Origin of the sequence: Streptantibioticus silvisoli (assembly GCF_027947535.2) — a bacterium.
Taxonomy (GTDB): Bacteria; Actinomycetota; Actinomycetes; order Streptomycetales; family Streptomycetaceae; genus Streptantibioticus_C; species Streptantibioticus_C silvisoli.
Map to the genome: position 1 here is coordinate 199,616 of NZ_JAAGKO020000003.1, position 12,213 is coordinate 211,828.

The 12,213-nt window shown below is 72.7% G+C and carries 11 protein-coding genes and 1 pseudogene; 7 read left to right on the plus strand and 5 right to left on the minus strand.

The window, feature by feature from the left end; all coding sequences use genetic code 11:
• Positions 1 to 258 precede the first annotated feature (258 nt).
• Complete coding sequence (locus tag POF43_RS03675; RefSeq protein ID WP_271315403.1) at positions 259 to 1,485, minus strand: acyl-CoA dehydrogenase family protein; 1,227 nt, start codon at positions 1,483 to 1,485, stop codon at positions 259 to 261.
• Positions 1,486 to 1,663: 178 nt separating this feature from the next.
• Between POF43_RS03675 and POF43_RS03680 the strand changes: the two genes are divergently transcribed.
• Positions 1,664 to 2,329, plus strand: coding sequence for a TetR/AcrR family transcriptional regulator (locus POF43_RS03680; RefSeq protein ID WP_271315402.1), 666 nt, complete (start codon positions 1,664 to 1,666; stop codon positions 2,327 to 2,329).
• Positions 2,330 to 2,491: 162 nt separating this feature from the next.
• Here the strand turns inward: POF43_RS03680 and def are convergent, their stop codons facing one another.
• Positions 2,492 to 3,058: a peptide deformylase gene (def, locus tag POF43_RS03685; RefSeq protein WP_271315401.1), complete on the minus strand. Its 567-nt coding sequence runs from the start codon at positions 3,056 to 3,058 to the stop codon at positions 2,492 to 2,494.
• A 246-nt stretch (positions 3,059 to 3,304) separates the two neighbouring features.
• Here def and POF43_RS03690 point away from each other — a divergent pair, with 246 nt between their 5' ends.
• The 4 genes from POF43_RS03690 to POF43_RS03705 all read left to right on the plus strand — a co-directional run bounded on the left by POF43_RS03690 (position 3,305) and on the right by POF43_RS03705 (position 7,724).
• Positions 3,305 to 4,543, plus strand: a complete 1,239-nt coding sequence (locus tag POF43_RS03690) for a MurT ligase domain-containing protein (protein WP_271315400.1) — start codon at positions 3,305 to 3,307, stop codon at positions 4,541 to 4,543.
• A gap of 25 nt (positions 4,544 to 4,568) precedes the next feature.
• A complete protein-coding gene (locus POF43_RS03695; RefSeq protein ID WP_271315399.1) occupies positions 4,569 to 5,309 on the plus strand; it encodes a type 1 glutamine amidotransferase in 741 nt (246 codons plus the stop codon).
• Positions 5,310 to 5,411: 102 nt separating this feature from the next.
• On the plus strand, positions 5,412 to 6,437 hold the full coding sequence (locus tag POF43_RS03700) for a 6-phosphofructokinase (RefSeq protein WP_271315398.1): 1,026 nt from the start codon (positions 5,412 to 5,414) through the stop codon (positions 6,435 to 6,437).
• A gap of 318 nt (positions 6,438 to 6,755) precedes the next feature.
• Positions 6,756 to 7,724 carry a cytochrome c oxidase assembly protein gene (locus POF43_RS03705; RefSeq protein ID WP_271324485.1) on the plus strand — a complete coding sequence of 323 codons (969 nt, stop codon included), beginning with the start codon at positions 6,756 to 6,758 and terminating at the stop codon, positions 7,722 to 7,724.
• A gap of 24 nt (positions 7,725 to 7,748) precedes the next feature.
• On the opposite strand, the gene POF43_RS03710 is transcribed toward POF43_RS03705, so the two are convergent.
• Both POF43_RS03710 and POF43_RS03715 read right to left on the minus strand, forming a co-directional pair.
• Positions 7,749 to 8,150, minus strand: coding sequence for an SSI family serine proteinase inhibitor (locus POF43_RS03710; protein ID WP_271315396.1), 402 nt, complete (start codon positions 8,148 to 8,150; stop codon positions 7,749 to 7,751).
• Positions 8,151 to 8,354: 204 nt separating this feature from the next.
• Positions 8,355 to 8,978: a hypothetical protein gene (locus POF43_RS03715; RefSeq protein WP_271315395.1), complete on the minus strand. Its 624-nt coding sequence runs from the start codon at positions 8,976 to 8,978 to the stop codon at positions 8,355 to 8,357.
• Positions 8,979 to 9,144: 166 nt separating this feature from the next.
• Between POF43_RS03715 and POF43_RS03720 the strand changes: the two are divergent.
• A pseudogene (locus tag POF43_RS03720) lies at positions 9,145 to 9,864 on the plus strand (lysophospholipid acyltransferase family protein); the annotation flags it as partial.
• A gap of 378 nt (positions 9,865 to 10,242) precedes the next feature.
• Here POF43_RS03720 and POF43_RS03725 read toward each other — a convergent pair.
• Positions 10,243 to 10,875 carry a DUF1707 SHOCT-like domain-containing protein gene (locus POF43_RS03725; protein ID WP_271325994.1) on the minus strand — a complete coding sequence of 211 codons (633 nt, stop codon included), beginning with the start codon at positions 10,873 to 10,875 and terminating at the stop codon, positions 10,243 to 10,245.
• Positions 10,876 to 11,102: 227 nt separating this feature from the next.
• On the opposite strand from POF43_RS03725, the gene POF43_RS03730 reads away from it, so the two are divergent.
• Positions 11,103 to 12,170, plus strand: coding sequence for a TIGR02452 family protein (locus POF43_RS03730; protein WP_282704398.1), 1,068 nt, complete (start codon positions 11,103 to 11,105; stop codon positions 12,168 to 12,170).
• Positions 12,171 to 12,213: the final 43 nt, after the last annotated feature.

Here is a 12,213-nt window from a genome sequence, read left to right on the forward strand (position 1 = left end):
TGATCGCGCACCCCCGGGACCGTCACCCAGCCCCGGAAGCACGCAATCGCCCCCGCCCCGCATCGGCGAGGCGGGGGTACACGTTGCGGGTCGGCCGACGAGCCGGCGCGAGGCGCACCCGGGACGCGGCGGACGAGCCGCCGATCGGGGGAAGGTGAACGGCCTCAGCGCCGAGACGGAATGCCTGAGGCAGGAACTCCCGCGGAGGCCGCCCATGCGTACCCCGCGAGGCGTTCGGCGCGTGCCCCACGGGGCGGCTCAGCGGATCGGGACGCCCGACAGCGTGCGGGCGATGACCAGGCGCTGGATCTCGCTGGTGCCTTCGAAGATCGTGTAGATCGCCGCGTCGCGGTGCATGCGTTCCACCGGGTACTCCCGGGTGAAGCCGTTGCCGCCGAGGATCTGCATGGCGGAGGCGGTGACCCACTTGGCGGTCTCGCCCGCGTACAGCTTGGACATCGAGCCCTCGGCCGCGGTAAACGGCTTGTTGGCCGCCGCCATCCAGGAGGCGCGCCAGACCAGCAGGCGGGCGGCGTCGATGCGGGTGCGCATGTCGGCGATGGTGAAGGCGATGCCCTGGTTGTCGATGATCGGGCGGCCGAACTGCACGCGGGTCTTGGCATAGTCGAGGGCCACCTCGTACGCGGCGCGGGCGATGCCGACGGCCTGGGCGCCGACGGCCGGGCGGGAGGCCTCGAACGTGGCCATGGCGGCGTTCTTGACCCGCTCGCCGCCGGTGCGCTTGCGTTCGCGGGCCCGGGCCATCCGCTCGTCGAGCTTCTCCTTGCCGCCGAGCAGGCAGGACCCGGGTATACGCACGTCCTCCAGCACGACCTCGGCGGTGTGCGAGGCGCGGATGCCGTGCTTCTTGAACTTCTGCCCCTGCGACAGACCGGCGGTGGCCGGCGGTACGACGAACGACGCCTGGCCGCGGGCGCCGAGTTCGGGGTCGACGACGGCGACGACCACGTGGACGTTGGCGATGCCGCCGTTGGTCGCCCAGGTCTTGGTGCCGTTGAGCACCCACTCGTCCTTGGCCTCGTCGTAGACCGCGCGGGTGCGCATCGCGGAGACGTCGGAGCCGGCGTCCGGCTCGGAGGAGCAGAAGGCGGCGACCTTGACGTCGTCGGGGGTGCCGAACATCTGCGGGACCCAGGTGCCGATCTGCTCCTCGGTGCCGTTGGCCAGCACGCCGACCGCCGCGAGCGTGGTGCCCACGATGGACAGGCCGATGCCCGCGTCGCCCCAGAACAGCTCCTCCATGGCGACCGGGATGCCGAGCCCGGTGGGGTCGAAGAAGGCCTGGGCGTAGAAGTCCATGGAGTACAGGCCGATCTTGGCCGCCTCCTGGATCACCGGCCAGGGCGTTTCCTCGCGCTCGTCCCACTCGGCCGCCGCGGGGCGGATCACATCGGCGGCGAAGCCGTGGATCCAGTCGCGTACGCCCTTCTGGTCGTCATTGAGTTCCAGTGCGAATTCACCCATGACCGTCCTCCACCCCCGGTTGCCCTCATAGAATGTTACTTGCGGTAACGCCGAGTCTGTTACCGGCCAGTACCCCGTGTCAACCGGGCGTCCGCCGCCATGGATGCCCGGACCTGGGGTGTTACGTTGCGGGAAGCCGGGAATTCCGGCGGGAGCGAAGCGGGACGGAAGGACGTGGATGGGCGGCCAGGCGCAGGCGCACGCCAACCGGCGCGAGGACCAGCAGGAGGCGACCCTACGGCGCCGCCGCGAACTGCTGGAGGCGGCGGACCGGGTGGTGCTGCGCGAGGGCCCCGAGGCGTCCATGAACGCCATCGCCGCGGAGGCCGGCATCACCAAGCCGATCCTCTACCGGCACTTCGGCGACAAGAGCGGCCTGTACCGCGCGCTCGCCCAGCGGCACACCGACGCCCTGCTGGGCACCCTGCGCGCCGCGCTGGACCGGCCCGGCACCCGGCGCGAACGCGTCGAGGCCACCGTCGACGCGTATCTGACCGCGATCGAGGGCGCCCCGCAGGTCTACCGGTTCCTGATGCACCCGACGGACCAGGCCGGCGCCGACACCGAGAAGGGCTTCGACGCCGGACGCCACTCCGCGCCGCTGCTGCGCCGGCTGGGCGAGGAGCTGGCCGCGATCATCGGCGAACGCCTCGACCTCGGCCCCGAGAGCGCCCAGGTGGCCCGCGCCTGGGGACACGGCATCGTCGGCATGATGTACGCGGCCGGCGACTGGTGGCTCGGCGAACACCCCTGCTCCCGCGAGCGGTTGGTCCACCAGCTCTCCGATCTGCTGTGGGGCACCCTCGCGGTGGCCGCCGACGCGCCGGACGGCCCGGGCCTGTGACGCGGCGCGGGCCTGTAACGCGGCGTGGCCTGTGACGCGGCGTGGGCCTGTGACGCGGCGTGGCCTGTGACGCGGCGCGGACCCGCCACGTAAGACACCCCACCGACCGCGGCCCCGGCGCGCTCATCCCCGGCCTCCGACACACCGCGCGGGCGCACCCCCTCACCCCCGCAACGCCGGCCCCGCCGGCCCCGACCGCCCCGGCAGCTTCCGGCGGCCCCGCAGGGCGCGGCGCCGGCGCAGGCCGGTGAGGCGGTCGGTGTAGACGACGCCGTCGAGGTGGTCGATCTCGTGCTGGAGGCAGCGGGCGAAGAAGCCGGTGCCTTCCACGACGAGGGGTGCGCCGGTGACGTCGAACCCCTCGACGACGGCGCGGTCGAAGCGCGGGGTACCCGCCTCGGTGCCCGGCAGCGACAGGCAGCCCTCCGGACCGCGTACCAACGGACCGTCAGCGGCCACCAGCCGGGGATTGACGACGTGTCCGAGGTGGCGGCGGTCCTCGTCGTCGGGGCAGTCATGGACGAACACCCGGACATCGGCGCCGATCTGCGGCGCCGCCATGCCCACCCCGGAGCGCGCGTACATGGTGGCGAACAGGTCCTCCACCAGCCGCGCGAGCCCCGGGCCGAACTCCGGCGCGGGCGCGGCCGGGCGGTGGAGCAGCGGATCGCCGAACCAGCGCAGGGAATGGACGGTTCCGGAACTTCCGGGAATGGCACCGTGTGGCATGCGCACAGGCTAAGGGTGCGGGCGCGTCCCGCCGCACCGGCGTCGGCGGCGGGGTACGGACGCGGGGCCCGTTGTCGATAGGCTGACCGCTGACCGAAGCCCTCCCGCGTCGACGGGCCGGCGCGGACCGCGGGTACCACCGGGGCCGTGTCGTTCCCCGGCGGGCGTGCGACGTCACCCCTGCCGGGCGGTGGCGGCCGACGCGCACGGGGGCGCGGTGCCGGACGCGAGGAGGAACGAAAGACGATGTCAGGCAACCCGGAGCCGCTGTCGCCGCGGGCCAAACTGGCCGTGACGGCGGGCAAGGCAGCGGCCGCGGTCTCACGCGCCGCGGGCAAGGGCAGCGGATCGGTGATCGGCGGCCGGGTCGCGCTGAAACTCGACCCCGACCTGCTGGCCCGTCTCGCGGGTCATCTGGACGTGGTGCTGGTCTCCGCGACCAACGGCAAGACCACGACGACCCGGCTGATCGCCGAGGCGCTGCGGGCCAGCGGCCCGGTGGTGTCCAACGCGCTGGGCGCCAACATGCCCGCCGGCATCACCTCCGCGCTGGCCGGCGGCTCGGACTCGCGCTACGGCGTCATCGAGGTGGACGAGAAGTACCTCGCGGGGGTCGCCCGGGACGTGACCCCGAAGGCCATCGCGCTGCTGAACCTCTCGCGCGACCAGCTGGACCGGGCCGCCGAGACCCGGATGCTGGCCGAGCACTGGCGGGAGGGGCTGTCCGGCACCGAGGCGGTGGTCATCGCCAACGCCGACGACCCGCTGGTGGCCTGGGCGGCCTCGTCGTGCCCGACCGTGGTGTGGGTCGCGGCCGGCCAGGAGTGGAAGGACGACGCCTGGTCCTGCCCGTCCTGCGGCGGTGTGCTCCAGCGGCCCGGCGACGACTGGTACTGCGGCGACTGCGGCTTCCGCCGGCCGCCGCCGACCTGGGCGCTGCACGGCGACTACGTGCTGTCCCCCGACGGCGTCGCCTGGCCGATCCAGCTCCAGCTGCCCGGCCGGGCCAACAAGGCCAACGCCGCGATGTCGGCCGCGGTCGGCGCGGTGTTCGGCGTGCCGCCGAAGATCGCGCTGGAGCGGATGTACTCGGTGCAGGCGGTGGCCGGGCGCTACGACGTGGTGACGTACCTCGACCGGCAGCTGCGGCTGCTGCTCGCGAAGAACCCGGCCGGCTGGCTGGAGACGTTCTCGCTGATCGACGGCCCCCCGGCGCCAGTATTGCTGTCGGTGAACGCGCGTGGTGCCGACGGTACGGACACCTCGTGGCTGTGGGACGTGGACTACACACGGCTGGCGGGACACCCGATCTTCGTCCTGGGTGACCGCCGGCTGGACCTGGCGGTACGGCTGGAGGTGGCCGGGCTGGAGTTCCGGGTCTGCGACGATCTCGACCAGGCGGTGCGCGCCGCGCCGCCCGGACGGGTCGAAGTCATCGCCAACTACACGGCGTTCCAGGACCTGCGCCGCCGGATCGGCAACTGAGGGCACCATGACGAGGAATGGCAGAATGAACGAGACCAGCTTGCGTCTGGTCTGGATTTACCCGGACCTGCTGAGTACCTACGGGGATCAGGGCAACGCGCTCGTGGTGGAGCGCCGCGCCCGGCAGCGGCGGATTCCGGTCACCCGGATCGACGTGCGTTCCGACCAGCCGATCCCCACGTCCGGTGACATCTACCTGATCGGCGGCGGTGAGGACCGCCCGCAGCGGCTGGCGGCCGAGCGGCTGCGGCGCGACGGCGGCCTGAACCGGGCGGTGGCCAACGGTGCGATCGTCTTCTCGGTCTGCGCCGGCTACCAGATCCTGGGCACCGAGTTCATCAACGACCTGGGCCGCCCGGAGCCGGGGCTGGGCATCCTGGACGTCAAGAGCGTCCGCAACGACGGCGACCGGCACGTCGGTGACGTCCTGGCCGACATGGACGAGCGGCTGGGCCTGCCGCCGCTGACCGGCTTCGAGAACCACCAGGGCAACACCCTCATCGGCCCGAGCGCGCGTCCACTGGCCCGGGTGCGGATCGGCAACGGCAACGGGACCGGCGACGGTACCGAGGGCGCGTACTGCGATACCGTTTTCGGTACGTACATGCACGGTCCGGTGATGGCGCGCAACCCCCTGCTGGCCGACATGCTGCTGAAGCTGGCGCTCGACGTACACGCGCTGCCGCGGGTGGACGAGCAGTGGTACGAGGCGTTGCGGGCCGAACGGATCGCACACGCCACCCAGGCAGCGGCCGCCAGGTCCTGAGACGGACCCGTACGGGGAGCCCCCGTGCCGTTAGGCTGGCGGGGTCCACCCGGACGACGGCGTCCGGTCGGCGGAGTCGCACGTAGCAGGAGTAAGAGAGCAATGCGCATTGGTGTACTGACCAGCGGCGGGGACTGTCCTGGCCTGAACGCCGTGATCCGCTCGGTGGTGCACCGGGCAGTGGCGGACCACGGTGACGAGGTCATCGGCTTCCACGACGGCTGGAAGGGTCTGCTGGAGTGCGACTACCGCGCCCTGGACCTGGACGCGGTCAACGGCATCCTGGCCCGCGGCGGCACCATTCTCGGCTCGTCCCGCGTGCGCCCGGAGCACCTGCGCGGTGGCGTGGAGCAGGCCCGCGGCCACGTGGCGGACCTGGGGCTGGACGCGATCATCCCGATCGGCGGCGAGGGCACCTTGAAGGCGGCCCGGCTGCTGTCGGACGCCGGGCTGCCGATCGTCGGGGTACCGAAGACGATCGACAACGACATCTCCTCCACCGATGTCACCTTCGGCTTCGACACCGCGGTGATGGTGGCCACCGAGGCACTGGACCGGCTCAAGACCACCGCCGAGTCGCACCAGCGGGTGATGATCGTCGAGGTCATGGGCCGGCACACCGGCTGGATCGCGCTGCACGCGGGCATGGCGGCCGGTGCCCACGCGATCGTGGTGCCGGAGCGGCCGTTCGACATAGGCGAGCTGACCGAGCTGGTCGGCAAGCGGTTCGCGGCCGGCAAGCGGTTCGCCATCGTGGTGGTCTCCGAGGGCGCGAAGCCGCGGGAGGGCTCGATGGAGTTCGACACCGGCGGCACCGACGTCTACGGCCACGAGCGGTTCGCCGGGGTGGCACGGCAGCTGTCGATCGAGCTGGAGCAGCGGCTGGGCAAGGAGGCGCGGCCGGTCATCCTGGGCCACGTCCAGCGCGGCGGCACCCCGACCGCGTACGACCGGGTGCTGGCCACCCGGTTCGGCTGGCACGCGGTGGAGGCCGCCCACCAGGGCCGCTTCGGCATGATGACGGCGCTGCGCGGCACCGACATCGTGCTGGTGCCGCTGGCGGAGGCGGTGGACAGCCTCAAGACGGTGCCGGTCGACCGCTACCTGGAGGCGGAGTGCGTCCTGTGACGCGCTGACGCCCGCACGCCCCGCATCACTGCACGATCCGCGCGACCGCACCATCCGCAGCACTGCACGATCCGCACGACCGCATCACCCGCAGCACTGCACGATCCGCACGACCGCATCACCCGCAGCACTGCACGATCCGCACGACCGCATCACTGCACGACCCGCACCACCGCACGACCCGCACGACCCGGCCGGACCGGCCGGTGACGCCCCCGCCCGATCCGCAGGCGGGGGGACGTTCTACCCTGTTACGGGCACGGTCGCGGGGATCATGAAGAGCCCGCCCGTGCCATGGCGCTCGACAGGAGTATGCGGATGTATCTCGGCGGATCCGGTATGGCAGGCATGAACATGCCGATGGACCTTCCGCCGTTCACCTTCGCCAGAGCGCTGGCCTTCAGCGCCGATCCGTTCTTCCTCGTCGGCTGCCTGCTCGCGCTGGCGCTCTACGGCTGGGCGGTGGTCCGCCTGGTGCGGCGCGGGGACCGCTGGTCGCCGGGACGCTGCGTGGCGTTCCTGCTCGGGGTGCTGACCGTCGGGGTGACGATGTGCACCAGGCTGAACGACTACGGCATGGTGATGTTCAGCGTCCACATGGTGCAGCACATGATCATCAGCATGCTGTCGCCGATCCTGCTGCTGCTGGGCGCGCCGGTGACGCTGACGCTGCGGGCACTGCCGGCCACCCGGCGCGGCGGGCGCAAGGGGCCGCGCGAGCTGCTGGTGGTACTGCTGCACAGCCGGTACATGCGGGTGATCACCCACCCCGCCTTCACCATCCCGCTGTTCATCGCGAGCCTGTACGGGCTGTACTTCACCCCGCTGTTCGACTTCCTGATGCGGCACCCGGCCGGCCACATCCTGATGATGGTGCACTTCCTGATGGTGGGTCTGGTGTTCTTCTGGCCCATCATGGGCGTCGACCCCGGACCGCACCGCCCCGGCTACGTGATGCGGATGCTGGAGCTGTTCATGGGCATGCCGTTCCACGCGTTCTTCGGCATCGCGCTGATGATGGCGAGCCAGCCGATGGTGAGCACCTTCGCGCATCCGGCGGCGTCGGTGGGCGTGGACCCGCTGAACGACCAGCACGCGGCGGGCGGCATCGCGTGGGCGTTCAGCGAGGTGCCGTCGGTGGTGGTGCTGGTCGCGCTGGTCTTCCAGTGGTACCTGTCCGAGCAGCGCGTCTCGCGGCGGCTGGACCGCGCCGCCGACCGGGACGGCGACCAGGAACTGGCGGCCTACAACGCGTACCTGGCGTCGTTGCAGAGCCGCAGCCGCTGACCGGGCCGGCGGGACGGGCCGCGGTCAGAAGCGGAAGACCGCGCCGGTGCTGCGGGCCAGCATGCAGGAGTTGGCGAACCGCTGGGACCAGCTGACCGGTCGGCCCTGCCAGGTCCCGGTCGCGGTCGCGGTGACCGGGTTGTAGATCATCGGGCACATCTCGGGGACGGGCACCAGATCGGCCAGTCCGCCGCCCGCCGCGTCGAGTTCGGTGCACGCCTCGCCCGCGTTCGGGTGCGGGCCGGAGGCCGGGTCGCAGTCGAGGACGACGCTGCGCGGGGCGGCCGGGGAGATGGCGCGGGCCGGGGTGCTGACCGACAGCACCAGGCGGGACGGGCCCTGCGGCGCGGCGAGCGCCGTCGGGGTGGCGGCGGCCAGCGCGGCGAGCGCGATGGCGGCTGTGGCGGCTCGGCGGGCGACGGACATGGGGGCCTCCGGGGCGCAGTGGGTTCGAGACAGCGGCCGCAGCTCCGGACGGAACGGTGGCCGTGTACCGGATGCCATCGCGCCGACGGGCCCCATGCCGGGTGAATCGCCGCGATGTCCCCCGAAAGGGCCTGCGGCGTTCACCCCGGCAGGGGCCCGCCTCGAACACGCGTCCCGTTCCACGGGCCGCTCCCGAAGGTTGGCTCAGCCGGTCGGAGCGGAGCTGGTGGCGGCGGCCGGCACGTGCGGCAGAGCGGTGAAGACGTCGAAGTACATCAGGCCGGCGACGACCAGGCCGATGACGCCCAGGATCAGGGCGCCCCAGGCGACCGCGCGGATCCACGGCACGGTGGCGGAGGCGGGCCGGTCCACACCGGTCTGCGAGATCAGCACCACGGCGGCGACCAGCAGCGCGACCAGCGCGAACACACCGTTGAAGACCTCGGTGGTGTGCCAGGGGGTGCCGAACTCCAGGGCTATCTGGTTGGCGGTCGGGTGGGACTGGGCGGAGATCTGTCCGATGAGCTGCTCGCGCTCGGACATGATCGTGCCCAGCCAGGTGCCGGTGACGGAGGCCAGCGCCAGGCCGAGGGCCACCAGCCCGGCAGCGCCGGACGCCACGACGGACGACCGCGCCTTCGCCTGGGAGCGGGAGGCGAGCTCCGCCTCCGCGGCCTCCTCTTCGACGTCCGCGGGCGCCTCGGTCACCTCGGCGCCGTCCTCGGCGGTCGTGCTCACGGCACCGTCCTCGGCAGGCGTGCTCACAGCGCCGTCCATGACGGGCTTTTCGTCGCTGTCGACGGGGGTCTCGGTATTGGTCGTGTCCATGGGCGGCCACCGTAGGTGCACTTTCTGAGAGTCCGCTGAGAATCCGGCAGCCCGATTCCTCATTGCCGGTCCGATGAGGTAATCCGGGCCGGGAACGGCGGGTGAGGAACGCCGCGGCGGGCAGCAGCACCCCAACGCCGATGCCCGGCGCGGGAAGGGGACCGCGGTGTTCTACTACCTGCTCAAGCACGCGCTGCTCGGTCCGTTGCTCCGGATCGTCTTCCGGCCACGGATCGAGGGCCTGGAGAACGTGCCCGAGGACGGCCCGGCGATCATCGCCGGCAACCACCTGTCGTTCTCCGACCATTTCCTCATGCCGGTGATGCTGCGCCGCCGGATCACCTTCCTGGCCAAGCAGGAGTACTTCACCGGGCCGGGGCTGAAAGGGGCGCTGACCGCGGCGTTCTTCCGCGGCGCCGGTCAGATCCCGGTGGACCGCACCGGCGGGCCGGCCGCCCGGTCGGCGGTCCGCGAGGGGGTGGGGGTGCTGCGCGGCGGCGGGCTGCTCGGCATCTACCCGGAAGGCACCCGGTCGCCCGACGGCCGCCTGTACAAGGGGCGCACCGGGGTCGCGGTGATGGCGCTGACCGCTCCGGCGCCGGTGGTCCCGTGCGCGATGGTCGGCACCTTCGAGATGCAGCCGCCCGGCCGGAAACTGCCCCGGCTCCGCCGGGTCCGCCGGATCACCATCCGGTTCGGCGAACCGCTGGACTTCTCCCGCTTCGACGGCATGGAGGCCGACCGTTTCGTCCTGCGGTCGGTGGTCGACGAGATCATGTACAAAGTCATGGAACTCTCAGGTCAGGAGTACGTCGACCAGTACGCCGCCGACGTCAAGGCTGCGGCCACCGCCGCCGCGAAGGCCGGCCGGGGGTCACGGCGACGCGGGGGGCCGCAGGATGCGGGAGTTGGCCCGGGAGGCGAGCCGGGAGCCGGCGCGGGAGACGGGCCGGGGGCCGACCCGGGAACGGGGTCGGGGACTGAGCCGGGGACGGGGGCGAGGGGCTGACGGCGGTCGTGCGACGGGCAGTTGGGCGCCCGGGCCGGGGCGGGAGCTGACGGCGGACGTCTTACGCGGGATCCGACGCGGAGGCGCACGTAACCGAGCGGCGCCGGAGCCGGGGCTGACGGTGCGCACTTGACGTCGAGTTGGGCGCCGGAGCCCGCTCAGGGAGCTGACGGCGGACGTCTACGCCGGATCCCACGCCGAGGCTCACGCAACCACACGCAACCGGAGCCGGCCGGGGCCGGCGGCCCGTCGACGTCAACGCCAGTCGCGCCAAGGCCACTTGAAGCCGCCGCGCATCACCTTGACGTGGCCGAAGAGGGAATGGCCGGTGATGCGGACGATCGGGCCGTCGTCGCCCTGGGGGCGCTTGCCGCCGGGCTGGGAGCGTTTGCCGAACAGCGCGGTGCCGGTCTCCTGGACGATGGCGTTGTCCGGCACCAGGATCTCGATCTTGCCGAAGAAGGAGTCGGCGTGGATGACGACTTCGCGCCGGGTGAAGACGGCTTGGCGCAGGTCGATGACGGCGGCGCCGAAGGTGGAACGCACGTACGTCTCCGGCGGCACCGGCCACTGGCCGCCGCGGCGGATCTTGCTGAAGACCGCGTGCACCGGTGCGGCGTCCGGGTGCGGGGCGGGCGCCGCGCCGTCGGTGGCGGCGGGCAGGTCGCGGGTGAGTGGCGCGAGTTCGCCCATGGTGCGCGCGCCGTAGGTGGCTTCCAGCCGTTCGGAGTGCTCCTCCGCGGTCAGCCGACCGGTGGCGAGCGCCTCGGCGAGGATGCTCGCCACCCGGTCCCGGTCATCGTCGGCGGCACGCAGGTCGGGCGCCGCGGTGGGCTTTCCGGCCTGGAATCCGCGCTCCGGGGAGGGCTGGGATGCTGCGGCGGGCATGGCGGAACGACCTCCAGGGGCGACGGGCGACGACCGTTCCGCCGCACGGTATACGGACGCGGCGTCCCGACGTACGACAACACCTGAAGGTTACGCTATATCGCGATAGCCCGCCGCCGCAATACGGTCGCCCCGGCCACCCCCGCCCGCCTACACTCGCGCCGGAGCGTCGGGCGGCCATCCGCCCCGCGGGACCAGGGCAGTGGAAACGCACGGGGGTTGGGGACATGAGCGCACGTCTGCGCGCGATCGCGGCGGCGAACGACCGGATCGTGGCCGACGGCCGCTACGTCACCGAGGACGGCACCGAGGTCGTCATCGGCGACGCGATCGCCGCCGCGCAGGCAGCGACCCGGCTGTACGGACCGGAACCGGTAACGGTGCCGGAGCGGCACGCGGTGAGCGGGGCGGCGAAGGGTTCAGGGGCGTCGGGAGCCGTGGGGGCCGCGGGGGCTTCACGGGCCGCGGGGGCTGCCGGGGCGCCGGGAACCTCGGGAACCGTAACGACCCCGGGGACCGCAGCGGCTTCGGGGGCCGCGCTCGCGACGTCGGCGACGGACGCGACGGACGCGACGGGGACCGCCTTCGAGGTGACCGACGAGGACAGTCTCGCCGCGGCCCGCCGGATCATCGACGAGGACCACCGGAACGGTCCGGGTACGGACGGCGGCGCGACGGGCGCGGGCGGCACGCGTGGCGACGGAACACCGCTCGGCGCGGCCGGTGTCGCCGTGCTGAACTTCGCCTCCGCCCGCAATCCCGGCGGCGGTTACGTCAACGGCGCGAAGGCGCAGGAGGAGGCGCTGTGCCGGGCCTCGGCGCTGTACAGCTGCCTGTTGCGGGCCCCGGAGTACTACGCCGTCCACCGCGGGACCCGTGATCCGTTCTACACCGACCGGGTGATCCACTCCCCCGGCGTCCCGGTCTTCCGTGACGTGCGCGGCGAGCTGCTGAACCGTCCGTACACCGTCGGCTTCCTGACCAGCCCCGCGCCGAACGCCGGCGTCATCGCCCGCCGCTTCCCGCAGCGGACGCCCGAGGTCCCGGACGTGCTGATCCGGCGGGCGGAACGGGTGCTTGAGGTCGCCGCCGCCCACGGGTACCGCGCGTTGGTACTCGGCGCGTGGGGCTGCGGGGTGTTCCGGAACGACCCGGCCGAGGTGGCGGCCGCGTTCGCCGGCCATCTCACCGGTGGCGGACGGTTTTCCGGGCGCTTCGACCGGGTGGTGTTCGCGGTCCTGGGCGGCCCGGCGGCCTCACCGGCACGGGACGCGTTCACGCGGGCGTTCGGCTGACCAACGCGGCTGGCGCCAGGGCTTTCGCGGGGCGATGCCGCCG

What these genes read in the sequence shown, in the direction of transcription:
- POF43_RS03675 (WP_271315403.1), bottom strand. Translation starts at nt 1,485, where the DNA reads ATGGGTGAATTCGCACTGGAACTCAATGACGACCAGAAGGGCGTACGC.
- POF43_RS03680 (WP_271315402.1), top strand. Translation starts at nt 1,664, where the DNA reads ATGGGCGGCCAGGCGCAGGCGCACGCCAACCGGCGCGAGGACCAGCAG.
- def (WP_271315401.1), bottom strand. Translation starts at nt 3,058, where the DNA reads ATGCCACACGGTGCCATTCCCGGAAGTTCCGGAACCGTCCATTCCCTG.
- POF43_RS03690 (WP_271315400.1), top strand. Translation starts at nt 3,305, where the DNA reads ATGTCAGGCAACCCGGAGCCGCTGTCGCCGCGGGCCAAACTGGCCGTG.
- POF43_RS03695 (WP_271315399.1), top strand. Translation starts at nt 4,569, where the DNA reads ATGAACGAGACCAGCTTGCGTCTGGTCTGGATTTACCCGGACCTGCTG.
- POF43_RS03700 (WP_271315398.1), top strand. Translation starts at nt 5,412, where the DNA reads ATGCGCATTGGTGTACTGACCAGCGGCGGGGACTGTCCTGGCCTGAAC.
- POF43_RS03705 (WP_271324485.1), top strand. Translation starts at nt 6,756, where the DNA reads ATGTATCTCGGCGGATCCGGTATGGCAGGCATGAACATGCCGATGGAC.
- POF43_RS03710 (WP_271315396.1), bottom strand. Translation starts at nt 8,150, where the DNA reads ATGTCCGTCGCCCGCCGAGCCGCCACAGCCGCCATCGCGCTCGCCGCG.
- POF43_RS03715 (WP_271315395.1), bottom strand. Translation starts at nt 8,978, where the DNA reads ATGGACACGACCAATACCGAGACCCCCGTCGACAGCGACGAAAAGCCC.
- POF43_RS03725 (WP_271325994.1), bottom strand. Translation starts at nt 10,875, where the DNA reads ATGCCCGCCGCAGCATCCCAGCCCTCCCCGGAGCGCGGATTCCAGGCC.
- POF43_RS03730 (WP_282704398.1), top strand. Translation starts at nt 11,103, where the DNA reads ATGAGCGCACGTCTGCGCGCGATCGCGGCGGCGAACGACCGGATCGTG.